Here is a 19,249-nt window from a genome sequence, read left to right on the forward strand (position 1 = left end):
AGTGCGATTCCAGGCCTGCTAAATAATCCAGTTTTTTCATTTATAGCGATAATCTGGTCCAGTTTAACCCGAAACTGGACTATTACTTATACTCAAAACTGGATCTTTTCAATCACCTTCCTTGCGATTACTTTTGTCCTCATGAAAGAAGAAGTCCTATTTAACTTGAAACAGGTACATCAGCGTATTGAAAATGCCTGTAAAAATTCCGGCAGAAATGTGTCGGATGTCAGGCTGTTACTGGCTACTAAAACCGTTACAGCCAATAACATTCAAATTGCAATCGAAGCAGGCGAAACGCTCATTGGCGAAAATAAGATGCAGGAATTGCGCGATAAAAATCCGATATTAAAAGATTTGAAAGTAGAACGTCATTTTATTGGTCATCTTCAGACCAATAAAGTAAAAGACGTTCTTAAGTACGTCACTTGCATTCAGTCTCTTGACCGATTGAGTTTAGCCAATGAATTAGACAAACAATTGCAAAAAGAAGGGCGAACACTGGATGTTTTTATACAGGTAAACACCTCGTTTGAAGAAAGTAAATTTGGCTTGCCTCCAACGGAAGTGCTTTCATTTATTCAAAAAATAAAACGCTACGAAACGCTAAAAATCAAAGGACTCATGACGATCGGATTGTTAGATGTGGAAAAGGAAAAAATGCGTCCGTCTTTGCGTTTACTCCGAAAAATCAGAGATGAAATTTATGCCGCTGAACCGGAAGGGATCCCTAATTTACAACTTTCAATGGGAATGTCACAGGATTTGGAACTGGCTATTGCCGAAGGTTCCAATTTAATACGGGTTGGAACTGCCATTTTCGGGAATCGCTTTTTAGGAAAAGAAATCTGGAACGAAAATATTGCAGAATAAAGTCTAATTTTGCACCAAACAAAATCTCAAATGAATCTGTACGAACTTGTTGTAAACGATACTGAAAAGATAGCACTGGATGATTTACTTTTCAGCGCAGAGAATAAAGCTGCACTGCTTCAGACGATAAAGGAACATAAATATATTGAGGAGTTAAAAAAGTACAAGCTGAAAGTAGATCATAAAATACTACTTCACGGGCATTCGGGCTGTGGGAAAACGACGACTGCAAAAGCCATAGCAAATGCTTTAAACAAGAACATTGTTATTGTGAACCTTAGTACGATAATCGATGCCAAAATTGGCGAAACTTCCAAAAATGTAAAGGCCCTGTTTGATAAAGCCATTCGCGAAAAAGCGGTTTTATTTTTGGATGAATTTGATCAGATTGGCAAAAGCCGGGACAATCAGGACAAAGATGTTGCCGAAATGAAACGCCTCGTTAATACTATTATTCAACTGATTGATTATTTCCCTTCAGACTGTTTACTCCTTTGTGCTACCAATTATTACAGCAGTATTGACACGGCTTTGCTTAGAAGATTTCAAATCAAACTACAATTTGAGATGCCAAATGAAAAAGAACTGGACCGCTATTATGATAAAGTATTGGCTGATTTTCCGGTTCATCTTCAGGAAATTCCACTGAAATACAACATATCCTATGCCGAAGCCAAAGACTATGTTCACACTACCATGAAAAAACAAATCATTGCCGAACTGGAGCTTCAGGAGCAACAAGAACTTATTAAAACACTCTGATAAAAAAGAGGCTGTCCGAAAAGTAAGGACAGCCTTGTTTTTATAAATAATTTAAATTGAATTATAATCCAAAAGTAGTTTATTTGGTCGGCAAAAATTATACGTCTTAATTCAACGCTGATTTGACAGATTCGCTATCGCGAAGACACTGATAAAAACGGATTCTAAAAATTAAAAAAACTTTTAAATGAGGAAAAAATCTGTTTTTATTCGCGTTTTTACGAAGTAAATCTGTTTTATCCGCGTCGAACTAAAGTAGAGATTTTAAACAATAACATAATAAGAGGAAGTTCATACTTTTCGGACAGCCCCTTCTCTTTTACGATAGTTGCTTAAAAATTAAGCTTTCACTTTTCTTTTTACCGTACAACCAATTTCTTTGGTTTGCGTGATTGCCGGCTTTTGATTGCTTTTTAATGCTGCAATTACATCTTCGGCATATTTTGTTTTTTCTGTTTTCGTTCCTTCCGGATCATTATCGATTGCTCCAACATACTCTACCACATTTCCTTTGGCGGTTTTAGAAACAATGAAAAGATGTGGCGTGCGCTTTGCACCGTACTGGTCGGTAATTTTCTGTCCGTCATCAAACAAATAAGGAAATGGGTATTTTTTATCCTTCGCAAGCTCCTGCATTTTCTCAAAAGTATCCGCTTTAGAAGCTTCCGGATCATTCGGGTTAATTGCAATTACGGGATAACCCTGTGCTTTGAATTTTTTATCCAATTCAATTATTCTTTGCTCATACGCCACTGCATAAGGGCACGTATTACAGGTAAAAACAACGATGTATCCTTTGGCTTTTGGAAAACTGGCAAAAGAAACTTCTTTTCCGTCTACATTCTTTAATTTGAAATCCGGAGCAGTCTCCCCGGCTTTAAGCGTTGTCGTCTGAGCCTGAGAAAGCAAAAGACTAAACAAAAACAAAGTTACAGTGATAATAAACTTATTCATAATTTACAGTTTTTTATATTCAGTTAATAATTGGTCATAGGTAAACTCAGATTCTATAAATTTTCTTTTATCCTCTTTAATGAATAATGTTGCCGGAATACTTCCCGACCAGTTCGGATCAATGCGGTCAATATACTCCTGCGGGCTGCTCTCATTTAATAGAAAAACTTCATTTTTCAGGCCTTTCCTTTTGACAAACGGAACTACAGCCGACTTTAATTTCGATTTAAAATCGACACTTACCAGTAAAACAGCTAATTTATCTGACTTATAATCGGCCTTTAACTTCTCAAAATGAGGTAGTTCTTTAATGCAGGGTGCACACCAGGTAGCCCAGAAATTAACGACATAAGTACTGTCTTTTCCATTCTTAATTCTTTCGTTTAGCTGATCTATATTTAACAGCTTTACGTTTTGACTGTAACCACTTACGGAGAAAGCAAATAAAACAAGAATTCTTAAGAAGTTGGTTTTCATATTCATTAGTGCTGTTTACATTTTTGCCTTACAAATATAAACCAATGAGAATTTACTTTTTGTTAATAAAAGTTTAATGATTACAGCAAAATTTTATTTTGGTCAAATTTACAAAGCTGTAAATTGTAACAAAATACTGAAAATTTCGTCATACCAAAAAAACAAAATCCTATGGATACCAATCAGAATACCAGTGATTTAAAAGATTTCGAAGTCAATATCAGAATAAAACTTGCCTTTCTTTGGGCGGCGGTAACGTTGTGTTATTTGTATGGTGATTATTTTGAATTGTACCTGCCCGGAAAAACAGCCGGACTTGTAAGTGGTGACAATCTATTAAACAGTCCAATGAAACTACTTTCTGCAGCTATTCTACTCGCTCTGCCTCCTCTAATGGTACTGTTCTCTATTTTTTTAAAGCCAAAAATAAACAGATTGCTCCATATTTTGTTTGGGATATTTTTTACTCTAATCATGCTGCTCATTGCGATTGGCTCGCTAACAGTATGGAAAAGTTTTTATGTTTTTCTGGCGCTGTTCGAAAGTGTCATTACGACAATAATTGTAGTTCTGGCGTGGAAGTGGCCCAGAAAAAACTAATCGCAAAAAATTTTCTTAGCAGTACTACTTTGCTGTTGTTATGTTTATATCGTTCACAAACAAAAGCGCTTCCATATTACTCATATTCGTCATCGATAATATGCCATTTTTATTTTCATTTACGCCATTCAATCTAAAACAAAACTCATCACCGTCCTTATCCATTAAGGTCAAAAATTCAGCACTATCATCTGAGTTATTCTGACAGCTGTTTGAAATCGTATAGCGGTACATCACTTTGAAGGTATTTTTGTCGTAGTTAAACACTTTTCCGTCTGCGGTAAATACCCATCTTGTATTTCTGTTTGCATCGGCAAACCAGGTTCCTACAATTCTTTTAGCCGAAGAATCCTGACTTGGGTTACTCCCGGAGATTACAGGGATTTGCAATAACAACAAAAAAATTAGTACTAACTTTTTCATAATGTATAGGTTTTAGTCGTTTACTTTGCTGTCAAAATCACCCCGAACCCCTTACTTATCCCTGAGAAAAAAACTCCAGTTGTTTAAAAACCGGAATTAAAGACGCCCCTTTCTCCGATAGATTATATTCGATATGCAATGGTTTTAACTGGATCACCTTTTTATCTAAAATTCCAAAATCCTCCAGTTCACGAAGTGCTGTCGCGATAGATTGTTTGTTGGCTCCTTTTATATCCCTTAAAAGTCCGTTGAAACGTAAAGGACCGCTAACCGCCAGTAAAAAAATCTGTGGTTTCCATTTGCCGGAGAGTAGTTTTAGAAGCCCCTGTGCAGGACATTCGGTCTCTGTTTCTGCTTTATTTTGTGTAGTCATATTTTTTAGACTAATTGACTTGTGATTATAGATGGACGAACTTTACAGTAAAATTATAAAAATTTAAAATTGAAGCGTAAATTTAAAACAGTTATTTATGAAAAGGCTGTCGCTATTACTAATTCTGATTTGCAGTACAAACTGTCAATCGCAAATAAATTCAAAAATGAGTACAAGCAAAACAAATCCCCTATTATGTGATCCCGAAACCGGAACCTGCGAAATGCCCGCTAATGAAAAAACATATGAAAATAGCACCATTCCAACAGAGAATAAACCTGTAAAAATTATTTATTACACAGATCCGATCTGTTCTTCCTGCTGGGGAATTGAGCCTCAATTGAGAAAATTAAAACTCGAATACGGTGCCTATATTGATATTGATTACAGAATGGGCGGCTTACTTCCGGATTGGTCCTACAATAGCGGTGGAATAAATAAACCTGCAGATGTGGCCCATCACTGGGATGCCGCAAGTATACATTACGAAATGCCGATCGACGGAAATGTATGGATTGAAGATCCGCTTGATTCTTCTTATCCCTCCTGTATTGCAATGAAAGCTGCACAAATTCAGGACAAAGACAAAGCTGTAAAGTTCATGCGAATTTTAAGAGAACAGTTGTATCTCGAAAAGAAAAACATCGCGAAATGGGAAAACATTTCTGAAGCTGCCAGTCTTGTCGGACTCGATACAAAAAAGTTAAAATCAGACTATGAAGGGGATGCCCAAATTCTTTTTCAGGAAGACCTGAATTATGCAAGAACCCTTGGCGTAAGAGGCTTTCCTACCCTGTTTTTCTCTGACGGAACGAACAACCAGTTAACGGTTTACGGCTCTAAACCTTATGCTTCTTATGAAAATGCGCTGTTAGCCTTGTATCCTGAAGCCAAAAAGAAAAAAATTGCAAGTGAAAATCCATTATCTCTTTTTGAAATTTATCCAACTCTTGCTCCAAAGGAATATGCCGTTCTATTAGACATTTCGCTTTCCGAAGCAAAAGAAATCTTAGAAAATTTATTTGAAAAAGGAGCATTGAATAAGAAATCTATCAAAAACGGTGTTCTCTACAGTCCCAATAAAAACTAATAATCCGGATGAGGACGATGATCGGAATAAACACTTAAGACAGATCTCACAGGCTTTTCTTTTCCGACCTAAATCGTGAAAAACTCTAAAAATTTTGCCAAATATATCCCATAACCGTTAAGAAATTAAACTTAACGGTTATTTTTGTAAATTAACAACTGGAATGAAATTGTATAATAAAAAAACAAAACTATATAATTGTAGTAAACAGAATTGCAGTAATTTTAAAACATTGGTTATTGTCATATAAAATAGACTTGAGCGCACTATTTTAGCCATTATGTCACAATTTCCTTATGGTTCTTGTATAATTATAAAATTTTGCTAAATGATGGTCACGCTTATAATCTGGCAGGATTTTCGCTTGTTTTTTGAACAAGTATTTGCAGGAGTCTTTTTTGACGGCAATTGAAATAAAAACAAAACGGATAGTGAAATCTATCTGAATAAATAATAAACAAGTTTAATTAAATAAATTAGTATAATCATGGAAAAATTAAATTTTATAGATCCTCTATTACACGGAATTACCCCAAAACCAGCCTCTAAGCTTTCTGTAAAAAATTTGATTTTCGCAGGTGTAGGAACACTTATAGCTGGTGCCCTTTTAAAAAAAGCAGGACAGAATAAAACCGCTGCCGTTGTGGGAAGCCTTGCCGTACCCTTATTAGCAACAGCTTGTTACAAACAAATATCAAAAACTACAAAAGCTAAAAGAGACCGCAACGTAAGCAGCGGTATCGAATACAATCATTAGGTCTTTTTTGTTTCAGGTTTCAATCCTGAAAACGAGCGGACTTATTTCAAAATTGATCAAAAATAGTTTAGCCTCAAATTTATGAATATGGTACTGCACCCTCAGACCATTCTTCATGAATTTGAGGCTTTTTTTTTCCTTAGAAATTCTAATGCAAATTAATATTCCCTTCCACCCAGTTTAGTGCTTTATTGAAGGATTCTCTTTTAAAACCCTGAAATTCGCCCGGAACGATAGCACTAAATCCATTAGCAAAGGAAATAACCACTTCCGAATCTGAAATGATGGCGGCTCTATTCCACTTTCCAAGAGGTTTTAAGCCTAGTAAAGCATTTTCCAGCCATGTACCCGATGAAAAAATTTCGCTATCCGTATCCAGTACCAGCAAAAAATTAATTTCGTTGGTTTGTTTTACTAATTGCTCCACGGCTGGAATCACTACATTTAAAAAATCTTCTGTTGTGAGCTCCGCCAAGGCCCGAAAAGCAACTATATTGTCTGTTGTATCAATTTGATGTATCATAATATTTTATTTGAATAGTTATTAATCCTGACTTATTATCTTTCCCACATCTGAATAAGAGATCTTTCCAAAAATACGTATAGCTTACACTTCAAATGGTATCTTCTTTCCTTGCTTTTATATCGTTTCCAAAAGACGAAAACATCCTAAACAACAAAGATACAAAGGTTTACAAATCGAATTACAATTTAAACCCCAAAACCTTCATGGCTCATATCCTTAATATTTAGCATCCGCAAAACTTTGCACTTTGCAATTAAAATTCATTAAATTTATAATCATTTTCAATGCTAAACTTATGGAAACAAAAGACGGAAGAATAGCAGTCTATGCCAAAACCCGAAAAGAATGGCGTGATTGGCTGCAGGAAAACAGTCAGATCGAAAAATCAGTCTGGTTGATTTTATACCACAAAAAAAGTAAAACGGAAAGTGTAAATCTGATCGAAGCTACTGAAGAAGCTTTGTGTTTTGGCTGGATTGACAGTTTGTGCAAAAAAAGGGATCCCGAGAGTTATTATTTGACATTTACACCGAGAAATCCTAAAAAAAGCAAATGGAGTCAGCCCAATAAAGACCGGGCAGAAAGAATGATCGCAGAAGGTTTAATGACCCAATACGGTCAGCTTTGCATTGATCTCGCCAAGCAAAATGGGAAGTGGGAATCGGTTTAAAAAGATAAATACTCCATTAAATTATGATTAACAAAATTAGGTCTTAAAACCTAATAAACAACTGTACAACAATACCTTGTACATTATTACTCCTAATCCGTATTTTTAAATTCAATTTCATTTGTAAATTTATAATTCACAAAAAACAATGCCATTTCAGAACATTAAAAAATTGAATTTTGAAAAAACACCTTGTATTCACTGCGATTCTGGCCAGTAGTTTTGCCGCCCATGCCCAAAATAAAATCATCACGGTTACCAACCCTCTGCCCCTGGACCGTGAATTTGAAACAATCGAACTGACCCCAAAAATCCTCGGTTTCCCTACCGGAACCAAACTCGAAAATTACATTATTAAAGAGATCGGCAGCAATACACTCTTAACCACTCAGGCGGTCGACAACGACGGTGACGGGACAATGGATCTTTTGTTGTTTCAGCCCGAAATAAAGGCTTCCTCTCATAAAGATTTTGAAATTTTAGTATCGGAGAATCCTCCAAAAGAAACAACAGTCAATTGTTACTCGAGATTTGTTCCGGAACGAACAGATGATTATGCCTGGGAAAATAACAAAGTCGCTTTCAGAACGTATGGTCCGGTCGCCCAAAAAATGGTGGAAGACCAAATTCCCGGTGGAACGCTGACCAGCGGAATCGATGCCTGGCTCAAAAGGGTTGACTACCCCATTATTAACAAATGGTACGAAAAAGCAACTAACGGAACCGGAACGTATCACAAAGATACTGGCGAAGGTTTAGACAATTTTCACGTAGGTGACAGCCGTGGTGTAGGCGGAATTGCAGTTAAAGTTGATGACAAATACTATTTTTCTAAAAACTTCATCCGCTGGAAAACCATTACTACCGGCCCCATCAGAACCAGTTTTACACTGACTTATGCCAATTGGGATGCAAAAGGCAACAAAATTACCGAATCGAAACTCATTAGTCTGGATTACGGAAGTTATCTTTCCCGCTTTGAAATTAGTATTACAGGAACAAAATCTGTGGCAGCAGGACTAACGCTACACGACAAAAAAGGAACAATAGGAACCAATATTAAAGAAGGCTGGATAAGCTATTGGGAGCCCATTGACGATTCTGAAATCGGAACCGGAATTGTGGCACCAAAAAATACTTTATTAAGTTTTGACCACTATGTTACCGATAAAAAAGATCTGAGTAATCTTTACGGAAATATCCAAGTAAAAAACAACAAAACGATTTACTACACAGGTTTTGGATGGAAAAAAGGAAGCCCCTTTCAGACTAAAAAAGACTGGGAAGCTTATTTAACTTCGTTCGCTAAAAAAATAAATAACCCTCTTTTGGTAAAGATCAAAAAGTAATTTTTGGTTAAGCCTTTAACCTTTTTTTCAAACCCGACAGGTTTCAAAAACCTGTCGGGTTTATTAATTAAAAAATCTACAGAACCGATTTTAAAAACCTCTCCTATTTGCCGGAAAATAGTTTTCTTTTAAAATAACATCCAGCGGAATATAATGCATATCTTCTACCGTTTCCTGCAAAACTAATTTTTTATACAAATAGTGAATCCCCATATAACCCTGCTCTTCCGGTCTTTGATTGATTAAAAAATCAATTACCCCTTTGTTCAGGTATTCGATATTTTCTTTCAGTAAATCATAACCAATAATACGGATGCCTTTTATATGGTTCTCTTCTAAAAATCGGGCAACGATATAGGCTCTTGAATTTGGTACAAAAACACTGTTAACACCTGCAAACATTTCCAAATTCAATTGATCGATTCCGGAATCTTTAATGGTTACTTCTGAAAATTTAAAATTCTTAAGATGCTCCTGATCTTTAAAAAACGAATGAAATCCGGCAATACGCTGCAAATAAACCGAGGTACTTTCAATCTCTCTGGTAATCTTAAAGACCAAAACCTGTCTTTCATTTTTTACCGCAAAACTAATCAGTCTTCCTGCTAGATAACCACTCTGAAAAGCATGCTGCCCAATATAAGCATGAGCGGTATCCGAATCAATATTAGAGTCAATCATCACCAAGGGAATATTGGTTCTTTTATATTCTTTCAGGAACTGAACAGACTCTTCATAGAAAATAGGCGCAAACAATAATCCGTCGCATTCAAAATCAAGTACTTTTTTGACAGCCTCTTTGAAAGAGGCTGTATTAAAATCATAAAAGAAATAATCCAGCACAATGCCGAATTTACCAAACTCTATTGCTGCCTTTTCGATACCTTCAATCTGGCTTTTCCAGTATTCTAAATTTTCATACTGAGGTAAAAATACTGCAAAATGAAACTTTTTATTCAACGCCAGATTACTGGCCAGAATGTTTCGTTTGTAGCCATACTCCTCGATAATAGCATTTACTTTATCTACATTTTCCTGAGCTACCTGCCCACGATTATGGATAATTCTGTCAACAGTTCCGGGGGAAACGTTAGCCAGTTCCGCGATTTTTTTTATAGTTATGATATTGCTGATTTTTAAGTTAAATGATTTTACGAATCACTTTAAATTATTATTTTTTTTATCAAAAACGAGTTGTTTTACTTAACTTTTTATATACATTTGTAAAACACCGTGTGCGCACACGCAAATATACACAGGTCGATCAAATAATCATAACATTTGGTAAAAATAATAGTACGATTTTCGCTTTTAAAGGATTTAAGAGCCTTTTTTCGAGCTGTAAGGGAGCTAAATCAATTTATTAAAAACACATAACAAACTAACAAACAACAAAATAAACCATTTTATATCAACAACTAATATAAGCATACAAAGAGTAAAACAACTGGTTTTCGTTAAACTGACAGTCAAAAAACAAATTTTTGACCTGTACTGACATCAGAACACAAAAAGCACTCAACAAACTAATTACCAGTATTTTACAATTAAACACATAAAGTAAAAAGCAAATTATCAACCTGCTCTAAAACTGTTAATCAAGACAGCTTAAAGCCTTTAAAAAACATAAAAAACAACTCACAATGATTGTAGATTCATTACCAAACGCAGCCAAATATTACAGCCTGCATCCTAGTTTTAAAAAAGCATTTGATTATGTAAACCAAAATGACATCAGCACTCTCGAAGAAGGTGTTTTTGAAATTGACGAGAACTTAAAAGTAATCGTAATTGTGGGCGAAGGCACCACTAAAGAAGAAAGTATAAAAGGGTTTGAATGTCACGATAAAAATATTGACATCCAAATTTCGATCAAAGGTCCGGAGATTTTTGCTTGGAAACCCCGAGAAAAATGCTTTAGTCCAAACGGAGATTATAATGACGAACGCGATGTTCGTTTCTTTTATGACAAACCGGATATGTATTTTGAATTACAAGAAAAACAGTTTGCGATTTTATTTCCCGAAGATGTTCATGCAGCAATGATTGGCGAAGGAGCACTTAAAAAAATTGTGATTAAAGTAAAAATTTAAAATAGGTCATGAGACAAGAACAGTCTAAATTATAAAAACTTTACATGGATTCAATATTTAATCTAAAAGGAAAAATTGCATTAATTACAGGTGGTGCCGGAGTACTAGGAAGTAATTTTGCCAACGTTTTGGCTAAACAGGGCGTTATTACGGGAATTGTTTCCCAATCTATCGAAAAAGCCAATGCGACCGTAGCTGCCATAGAAAACAATGGCGGAAAAGCTTTTGCCATTCAGGCGAATGTTTTAAACCAGGAAGAACTGGAAAAAGCCAGAGATTTTATTGTCGAAAAATACGGCCGTCTCGACATTCTCATCAATGCTGCCGGAGGAAATATGCCGGGAGCAACCATCAGACCAGATCAGGCGATCTACGATTTACAGTCCGAAGATTTACAAAAAGTAATCGACCTGAACATAATTGGAACGATGTTGCCATCACAAGTGTTTTCAGAACTTTTTGCCCGACAGAAAGAAGGAAATATCATTAATATCTCATCGGCATCCGCACAGCGGCCTTTAACGAGAGTAGTGGGATACTCCGCTTCAAAAGCTGCGATCGACAATTTCACGCAGTGGATGGCAGTCGAACTGGCGTCAAAATATGGTGAAGGAATACGCGTCAATGCTATTTCACCCGGTTTTTTTATAGGCGAACAAAACCGATCTCTCTTACTAACTCCGGAAGGAAAACTGACTCCACGAGGCGAAAAAATAATCGAACACACTCCAATGGGAAGATTTGGAACACCCGAAGACATCGATGGAGCGCTTTTGTTTTTGTGCAGCGACATGTCAAAATTTGTGACAGGAACGATTTTAAAAGTTGATGGAGGATTTGCCGCTACCAGTATTTAAAACAAAATTTAAACTCCTGCCTGGTTTTCAAAATCATACAGAATCTATTAAAACACTTAAAGAATGGAACAAACGTTAAGATGGTTCGGCCCAAATGACCCGGTTTCTTTACAAGATATTAAACAAACCGGAGCCACCGGAATTGTAACTGCATTACATCATATTCCCAACGGAGAAGTTTGGAGTATTGAAGAAATTTTAAAACGAAAAGTCGAAATTGAACATGAAAACGGTGATCCCAAAAAAGGAGCATCCGGATTAATCTGGTCAGTAGTCGAAAGTATTCCGGTACATGAAGACATCAAAAAACAAAGTGGAAATTACCTGCAATACATTGAAAACTATAAGGAAAGCATTCTAAATCTGGCTTTGTGCGGCATCAAATGCATTTGTTACAATTTCATGCCCGTTTTAGACTGGTCCAGAACCGACTTGGCCTATGAAGTTGCTGATGGCTCTAAAGCATTACGATTTGATATTAATGCCTTCGCAGCTTTTGAACTGTTTATTCTGAAAAAACCCGGAGCTCAAAAAGAATACTCCGCAGATCAAATTAAAAAAGCGACAAAATACTTTGAAACCATGACAGCGGCTGATAAAGTAAAACTACAGCAAAACATCCTGGCAGGGCTTCCGGGAGCCGAAGAAGCTTATAGCATAGAAGATTTTCTGATTACGTTAAGCGCTTATAATGAAATCGACCGAAAAACGCTAAAACAGAATCTTTTCTTCTTTTTAAAACAAATTATTCCAATCGCCGAAAGCAAAGGTGTTCTCATGGCCATACATCCTGACGACCCTCCCTACCCGATTCTCGGATTACCCAGAGTGGTAAGTACCGAAGAAGATTTAATCGATCTAATGGCTGCTGCCGATTCAAAATCAAATGGGTTTACGATGTGCACCGGTTCTTATGGAGTGAGGGCTGAGAATGATTTGCCCGGTATCGTAAGACGTCATGGTGATAAAATGAACTTTATTCATCTCAGAAGCACCCAGAGAGATGCCGAGGGCAGCTTTTATGAAGCCAACCATCTGGAAGGTGATGTAGACATGTATGAAGTTGTAAAAGCGATTCTGGAAGTTGAAAAAAGAAACAACAGCCAGTTGCCCATGCGTCCGGATCACGGACATCAAATGCTGGACGATTTAAACAAAAAAACAAACCCGGGATATTCTGCTATTGGCCGATTAAGGGGATTAGCCGAATTGAGAGGATTAGAAATGGGGATTGTGAAATCTTTATAAAATAATCACGCGAAGGCGCAAAGACGCAAAGTTTTTTATACATGTCTAAAAAGAATTTAATTAGTAAAAACCGGTACATAAACGCTACATCCTACAAAACAGAAACCTTTACGCCCTCGCGACTTTGCGAGAAACTACCTAACCAAAATAACCACAACCATGAATACCCAAACCATCCTGATTTGCTGCAGTTTTTTTGTGTCTGGCTTTGCATTTAGTCAACAGACTCCTAAAATACTAACCGATTCAAAAAACAATTACCTTCCTGACTTCAGTTATGCAGGATATCATTTCGGCGAAAGCCCAATTCCGGAAACATCAGGAAAAGTCATTAACGCCACAGATTATGGCGTAAAAGCAAATGATGCGCTAGACGATTCAAAAGCCTTATTAAAAGCCATACAAGCAGCAAATGACGTTCAGGGCAATGTCATTTTACAACTGCCTGCCGGAAGAATTATTCTGAGTGCCGTTTTATACCTCGAAAGAAGCAATTTTATACTTCGCGGTATGGGGTCAGGTGAAAAAGGAACCGAAATTTACTGTCCGAGACCCATGATGTATTTCAAAGATCCGGAGTCTTTGGCAGAACTTCGTGAATATTTAACCACATTTGATAAAAGACAACGCGAACCCGAAAACAACGTCGACCTCCCCTTCTCTCAATATGCATGGTCTGGTGGATTTATCTGGACCCAGATTCCGAATGAACGCGTTAAATCTTATCTCGATAAATATGAACCCATTTCGACCCCTTTGGCAAAGGTAAATTCCGGAACAATGGGCCAGCATATCATCACCGTTTCGGAAGTAAAAGGAATTAAAGTGGGCGACATACTCGAGTTGCAGCTGTTCAATAAAGACGGTGAAAATGGCGAAATCATAAAAGACTTATATCAGGGAGCTCCTGTAAAACCGGGCTCTCATCACTGGAAATTCCCAAAACTGCCGATTGTCAGGCAACAGGTTGAAATCACTAAAATAGCAGGTTCGAAAATTACCCTCAAAACACCACTTACGATCAGCATAAAACCAAGCTATCAGGCGCAATTAGTGGAGTGGAAACATTTGAGCGAAGTGGGTATCGAACAGCTGCGCTTCACCTTTCCGGATATTCCGAGAGTCGCACATCATGTAGAACCCGGAAACAATGCCCTATTCTTAACACGACTTTTCAACAGCTGGGTCAAAGATGTCGTCATAACGAATGCCGACAGCGGGATTCTGGCCGAAGAAATTGCCAGTGTTACCATTCAGGACATTGTTACCGATGGGCCTCATTTGTCGCATTATACCGTTACTTTGGGCGGTGTGCATAATGTATTGGTCAGGAATCTTAAAATTTATAACAAAGCGGTTCATCCTTTAAGTTTCAACACTTTTGCAACAAAAAATGTCTATCAAAACTGTGAGATTTTTGCCGATGCCCTTTTAGACCAGCATTCGGGAGCCAATCATCAAAACTTATTTGATCAGATCACGGTACATATACGACCGGACAAAAACAACAGTTATTATTTGTTTGGCGGTGGAGGCGCCGATTACTGGAAACCTTCACATGCCCCGTTTAGTACATTTTGGAATCTGAATGTTCAGGTTGAAAATCCGATCGAAACGACGCAACCCATTTTATTATACGGCATGAAAGATGGCCCATTTGCCCGAATTATAGGTGTAAATGGTAACGCTAAATTTGAGGTAAAATATGAACCCGAGGCTTATATGGAGTTTCTGAATACGGCGATGGATAAAGTTCCTTCGTTATATGATTATCAATTGCAAAAGCGCTTGAAGAAATAATCTCGCAAAGTCGCAGAGTCGCAAGTTTTTTTAATGACATACAGTGAGGAAAGCCTTTGAACCTCTGCACCTTTGCACCTTTGAGTCTGTGAACCTTTGCACCTAAAAAAAACCGCTATGAAATACAAAATAGCCTTTCTACTACTCCTTTTTATTTCCGGAAACATGCTTTCCCAAAATAAATACCGTCTCAAAAACATCTCGACTACTGACGGGCTTTCGCAGAGTTCTGTTATTGTAATTCATCAGGATAAACTGGGACAAATGTGGTTGGGTACCCGTGACGGACTCAATAAATACGATGGCAGTAAATTCACCATTTTCAGGAATGATGTCACCAACAAACATTCGATCAGCAACAATGACATTTTATCCATTGAAGAAGACAATACAGGAAAAATCTGGGTGGGGACCTACAACGGACTCAACTGTTACGATCCTGTCAATAATCGCTTTACCCGATATTTGCACACCAAAACCAATCATACCATAAGCAGTAATGCCATTTGGTCGATTAAAGAAATTGGTGACGAAATGTGGTTTGGAACTTCAAAAGGAATCACTCTTTACAATAAAAAAACCAAGCTGTTCACTTCTCTTTTTCACTCAGACACAGACGATACAACAGTACCCAGCAACAATATCATCACCATTTTAAAAAGCAAAAAAGGCGAAATCTGGATTGGAACCACCAAAGGTTTGTGCAAACTTATCAGCAGAAAAAAAGGAAAATATATCTTTAAAAACTATCCTTTAAATTCCATAGACCTTCTGAATGTTGTGGCCCTTACAGAAGATGTTTCGGGCAATTTGTGGGTGGGAACAAAAAACAAAGGTCTTTTAAAACTAGACCAAAACTCCAACGCATTTGTCTCCTTTTTACCTGATGAAAAATACAGCGAAATCAATACGGATATCCGTTCTCTGGCAATCGACAAACAAGGTTCGTTATGGATTGGTGCCTACGACGGAATCTATATTTTAGGAAAAGACAAAAGCATTCAAAAAATAAACAGCACGAACAATAGCAACGGAATTGATAAGGTAAAATCGATATTTATTGACCGAAAAGGTTCCGTTTGGATTGGCTGTTACTACAAAGGCGTCAACATCTGGGACATTTCAAATGTTAATTTTTCCAACTACAATCAGAATTCTAAAAAAATCCCCATGAGTTTTGATGTTGTGAGTTCGATTGTGGCCGATAAAAATCACAATGTCTATTTTGGAACAGAAGGCGGCGGCATCACGGTTTTTAACCGAAATACCGAAGCGGTAGGTTATATCAACAGTCAAAGCGGCAAAAACGTCAAAAACGATATCAAATCCATGTGTCTTTCTGCTGATGTTTTGTGGATAGGAACTTTCTCGAAAGGGCTGTCTGCTTACAACATTAATTCAAAAAAAATAGAAGACCATCGAATTGCGCCCGCGTTAAACACTTTACTCAAAGAATCCGGTGTCTATTCGATCAAAGCTGAGGGCAACGGTATCCTTTGGATTGGGACTTTTGGAAAAGGCCTGATTCGGTACGACACCTTTTCTAAAACCTTTGAAGTCATCGGAAATGATACTGCCCAGCCTGAATATTTAACCAACAACATTGTGCGAACGATGCTGGTGGATGAAAAAAAAGGAATCTGGGTTGGAACTCAAAACGGATTGAATTACATTCCATTGCAACATTCCACTTCAAAAAAATACAGCATCAAACATTACTTTTTTGATTCTTCTTCCCTGTCCGGAGACGATATCCTAACCTTATTCCAAGACAGTCAAAAGAAAATCTGGGTAGGAACAAAAGCCAAAGGCCTTCATTATTTTGATGGAAAAAAATTCTCTAAAATCAATTTAAGAGTTGGAAACACCATCATTACTTCCATACATTCCATCCTTGAAGACGATGACAAAAACCTATGGATCAGTACCAATCAGGGCATCATAAAATACAATACCGTTCAGAAAACAGTTGTAATCTACGATCAGAAAGACGGTTTGGCTAGCAATGAATTTAATGATAACTCGGCCTTAAAACTCGATTCTAATAAATTCTATTTCGGGAGCCCATCGGGTGTAACCTTTTTTGATGCCAAAAAAATCTCTCTGAACCGCTATGCACCTCAGGTATTAATTACCAATTTGAAAATCAAAAACGAAACCATACATCCCAATGATACTCTTGGTATCCTCGAAAAAAGCATTACCTACACCAAAACCATAACGCTCGATTACGACAAAGCCAATTTCTCCATTGATTTTGCGATTCCCAACTACATTCGATCCAAAAACAATCAATACAGCTATCGTCTGTTGGGACTGGAAAACAACTGGACCACAACCAAAAGTTCCGAAGCTATTTTTGCCATTCAGAACCCAGGAACCTATGTTTTTGAAGTTCGTGGGGCCAACAATGATGGTGTCTGGAATAAAACTCCAACGACCTTAACAGTTATCGTAAAACCGGCTCCCTGGCGCAGTATCTGGGCATTTTTACTCTACGGAATTTTAATCGGACTGGGAATATACGGCTTAATCTGGATCATGAAATCTAAAGCTGCACTAAAACAAAAACTGGAGCTAGAATATCTCGAAACCAAACGCATCGAGGAAAACAACCTTGCCAAACTCGATTTCTTCACCAATATTTCGCATGAGTTCAGAACACCTTTGACCTTAATTTTGGGCCCTTTACAGCAAATTCTGTCCAACTATAACGGTACAAATGAAATGTATAAAAAGTTACTGGTTATTGAAGGAAGTGCCAATCATCTTCTGAGCCTGATCAATCGCCTGATGGATTTTAGAAAACTCGAAAATCATCAGGTAACACTCGAATCAGCGGAAGGAAATATTGTAAAATTCACCAAAGAGATCTTTCTATCATTTATCGAATATGCAAAAGACGGCGGTTACCACTACACCTTCGAAGCAGCAGATGAAGAAATCCTTCTGTACTTTGACCGCTATAAACTGGAACGTGTTTTTTACAATCTAATTTCCAATGCCTTTCGATACACCCCAAAAGGTGGAAACATCCATCTTAAAATAACACACGACCATGAAAACCTTTTTATAGCCGTAGAAGATTCGGGAGTTGGCATCGCAGCCGAACATATTGATAAAATTTTTGATCTGTTTTACGAAGTTCCGATCCACAACAACGTACAGAAAAACTACAACAAAGGAACCGGAATTGGTCTTTCAATTGTAAAAAACATCGTAAAACTCCACAAAGGAAATATTGAGGTAGAAAACCAACCAACCGGAGGTGTCGTATTTAAAATAACACTTCCCTTAGGCCGATCTCATCTTCTGGACCATGAAATTATAGAAAACTTCCAAATCAGTGATGCGATCGAGCAGTACAGTTCGCAACTCGAAGCTTCTGAAACAACTGAACGCGAAGACATTGCCGGTCTTGTAATGAACAATGAAAAACCAACCATTTTACTTGTCGAAGATCATAAAATTCTTCGATCGTTTATGAAAAATCTACTTAAAGAAGAGTACAATATCATTGAAGCTGAAAATGGAAAGGCCGCGTTTGAAAAAGCCCAGCAGTATGTTCCGAATTTAATCATCAGTGACGTCATTATGCCCGAAATGGTAGGCACAGAACTTTGCTCAAAAATCAAAGAGAACTTAAAAACCAGTCATATTCCTGTAATCCTGCTGACTTCAAGAACTTCACTGGTCTATAAATTTGAAGGACTGGAAAGCGGCGCCGATGATTATATCAGTAAACCTTTTAATCTAACCGAATTTAAACTTCGCATTAAAAACCTGCTGAATTCCACCGAACGTCTGAAAAACAAATTCTCAAATGAAGACAGTTTTGTTCCTTCAGAGATTACCGTTTCTTCACTGGACGAGGAACTGCTGAAAAAAGCCTTTAAAATTGTAGAAGAAAATATTTCAAACGAGCAATTTGATATTCCGTTTTTCTGTACCGAATTAGGCGTCAGCCGGACCATGTTGTTTTTGAAAATTAAAGCCTGGACCAATTATACACCCAACGAATTTATCCACGAAATACGAATGAAACGTGCGGCCCAACTGTTAGAACAAAACAAATTAAATGTCTCCGAAGTGAGTTACAAAGTAGGTTTTAATAATCCGAAATACTTTAGCAAATGTTTCCAGAAAAAATACGGCGAAACCCCGACACAGTTTGCGGATAAGTTTTTCAGCTCGTCTGTCATTTATTAGGAAATCCATTATTTTAAAGGCATAAAAGAAGGGTATCTGTATTTTTAGATACCCTTTTTTGTATTTCTATATCCTTTGTGCCTCCTACATTTGTCCTTATGAAAGCCCAAAAAACAAAATTCATATTGCTGCAAATTGTGTTTATATTGCTGATAATCGGAATGAGTTTATTGCTTTTTTATTTTATC

General features: G+C 37.2%; 18 protein-coding genes. 12 read left to right on the forward strand and 6 right to left on the reverse strand.

What is annotated here, in order from left to right; genetic code table 11:
• The first annotated feature begins 141 nt into the window (after positions 1-141).
• Positions 142-873, forward strand: coding sequence for a YggS family pyridoxal phosphate-dependent enzyme (locus tag OLM61_RS19680; RefSeq protein WP_264524291.1), 732 nt, complete (start codon positions 142-144; stop codon positions 871-873).
• Positions 874-903: 30 nt separating this feature from the next.
• Positions 904-1,635: an AAA family ATPase gene (locus OLM61_RS19685; protein WP_264524292.1), complete on the forward strand. Its 732-nt coding sequence runs from the start codon at positions 904-906 to the stop codon at positions 1,633-1,635.
• Between the two features lie 339 nt (positions 1,636-1,974).
• Here OLM61_RS19685 and OLM61_RS19690 read toward each other — a convergent pair whose 3' ends face one another.
• Positions 1,975-2,589 carry a thioredoxin family protein gene (locus OLM61_RS19690; protein ID WP_264524293.1) on the reverse strand — a complete coding sequence of 205 codons (615 nt, stop codon included), beginning with the start codon at positions 2,587-2,589 and terminating at the stop codon, positions 1,975-1,977.
• A gap of 3 nt (positions 2,590-2,592) precedes the next feature.
• Complete coding sequence (locus OLM61_RS19695; protein ID WP_264524294.1) at positions 2,593-3,066, reverse strand: TlpA family protein disulfide reductase; 474 nt, start codon at positions 3,064-3,066, stop codon at positions 2,593-2,595.
• A 171-nt stretch (positions 3,067-3,237) separates the two neighbouring features.
• Between OLM61_RS19695 and OLM61_RS19700 the strand changes: the two genes are divergently transcribed.
• Positions 3,238-3,666 (forward strand): DUF6326 family protein, encoded by a 429-nt coding sequence (locus OLM61_RS19700; RefSeq protein WP_264524295.1) that lies wholly within the window; start codon positions 3,238-3,240, stop codon positions 3,664-3,666.
• Positions 3,667-3,690: 24 nt separating this feature from the next.
• Here OLM61_RS19700 and OLM61_RS19705 read toward each other — a convergent pair whose 3' ends face one another.
• Together OLM61_RS19705 and OLM61_RS19710 are read right to left on the reverse strand one after the other, a co-directional pair.
• Positions 3,691-4,089, reverse strand: a complete 399-nt coding sequence (locus OLM61_RS19705) for a hypothetical protein (protein ID WP_264524296.1) — start codon at positions 4,087-4,089, stop codon at positions 3,691-3,693.
• 55 nt (positions 4,090-4,144) lie between these two features.
• The gene (locus OLM61_RS19710) at positions 4,145-4,462 is read right to left on the reverse strand and encodes a winged helix-turn-helix transcriptional regulator (protein WP_264524297.1); all 318 of its coding nucleotides are present in this window, start codon (positions 4,460-4,462) and stop codon (positions 4,145-4,147) included.
• A 166-nt stretch (positions 4,463-4,628) separates the two neighbouring features.
• Here OLM61_RS19710 and OLM61_RS19715 point away from each other — a divergent pair, with 166 nt between their 5' ends.
• Together OLM61_RS19715 and OLM61_RS19720 are read left to right on the forward strand one after the other, a co-directional pair.
• Entirely contained in the window at positions 4,629-5,552 is a 924-nt protein-coding gene (locus OLM61_RS19715) for a DsbA family protein (RefSeq protein ID WP_264524298.1), read from the forward strand.
• A gap of 487 nt (positions 5,553-6,039) precedes the next feature.
• Entirely contained in the window at positions 6,040-6,309 is a 270-nt protein-coding gene (locus tag OLM61_RS19720; protein ID WP_264524299.1) for a PrgI family protein, read from the forward strand.
• Positions 6,310-6,457: 148 nt separating this feature from the next.
• On the opposite strand, the gene OLM61_RS19725 is transcribed toward OLM61_RS19720, so the two are convergent.
• Positions 6,458-6,832: an STAS/SEC14 domain-containing protein gene (locus OLM61_RS19725; protein WP_264524300.1), complete on the reverse strand. Its 375-nt coding sequence runs from the start codon at positions 6,830-6,832 to the stop codon at positions 6,458-6,460.
• A 298-nt stretch (positions 6,833-7,130) separates the two neighbouring features.
• On the opposite strand from OLM61_RS19725, the gene OLM61_RS19730 reads away from it, so the two are divergent.
• Both OLM61_RS19730 and OLM61_RS19735 read left to right on the forward strand, forming a co-directional pair.
• Positions 7,131-7,505 carry a YdeI/OmpD-associated family protein gene (locus OLM61_RS19730; protein ID WP_264524301.1) on the forward strand — a complete coding sequence of 125 codons (375 nt, stop codon included), beginning with the start codon at positions 7,131-7,133 and terminating at the stop codon, positions 7,503-7,505.
• Between the two features lie 179 nt (positions 7,506-7,684).
• Positions 7,685-8,854 carry a DUF4861 domain-containing protein gene (locus OLM61_RS19735; protein ID WP_264524302.1) on the forward strand — a complete coding sequence of 390 codons (1,170 nt, stop codon included), beginning with the start codon at positions 7,685-7,687 and terminating at the stop codon, positions 8,852-8,854.
• Between the two features lie 90 nt (positions 8,855-8,944).
• Here the strand turns inward: OLM61_RS19735 and OLM61_RS19740 are convergent, their stop codons facing one another.
• A complete protein-coding gene (locus OLM61_RS19740; RefSeq protein ID WP_319800554.1) occupies positions 8,945-9,988 on the reverse strand; it encodes a substrate-binding domain-containing protein in 1,044 nt (347 codons plus the stop codon).
• A 509-nt stretch (positions 9,989-10,497) separates the two neighbouring features.
• Here OLM61_RS19740 and OLM61_RS19745 point away from each other — a divergent pair.
• The 5 genes from OLM61_RS19745 to OLM61_RS19765 all read left to right on the forward strand — a co-directional run bounded on the left by OLM61_RS19745 (position 10,498) and on the right by OLM61_RS19765 (position 19,061).
• On the forward strand, positions 10,498-10,947 hold the full coding sequence (locus OLM61_RS19745; RefSeq protein ID WP_264524303.1) for a YhcH/YjgK/YiaL family protein: 450 nt from the start codon (positions 10,498-10,500) through the stop codon (positions 10,945-10,947).
• Positions 10,948-10,991: 44 nt separating this feature from the next.
• Positions 10,992-11,804, forward strand: coding sequence for an SDR family oxidoreductase (locus OLM61_RS19750; RefSeq protein WP_264524304.1), 813 nt, complete (start codon positions 10,992-10,994; stop codon positions 11,802-11,804).
• 63 nt (positions 11,805-11,867) lie between these two features.
• On the forward strand, positions 11,868-13,052 hold the full coding sequence (gene uxuA, locus OLM61_RS19755; protein WP_264524305.1) for a mannonate dehydratase: 1,185 nt from the start codon (positions 11,868-11,870) through the stop codon (positions 13,050-13,052).
• Between the two features lie 159 nt (positions 13,053-13,211).
• On the forward strand, positions 13,212-14,852 hold the full coding sequence (locus tag OLM61_RS19760; RefSeq protein WP_264524306.1) for a hypothetical protein: 1,641 nt from the start codon (positions 13,212-13,214) through the stop codon (positions 14,850-14,852).
• Positions 14,853-14,969: 117 nt separating this feature from the next.
• Entirely contained in the window at positions 14,970-19,061 is a 4,092-nt protein-coding gene (locus OLM61_RS19765) for a two-component regulator propeller domain-containing protein (RefSeq protein ID WP_264524307.1), read from the forward strand.
• Positions 19,062-19,249 lie beyond the last annotated feature (188 nt).

The organism is Flavobacterium sp. N502536 (assembly GCF_025947345.1).
In the GTDB taxonomy this organism is placed as follows: domain Bacteria; phylum Bacteroidota; class Bacteroidia; order Flavobacteriales; family Flavobacteriaceae; genus Flavobacterium.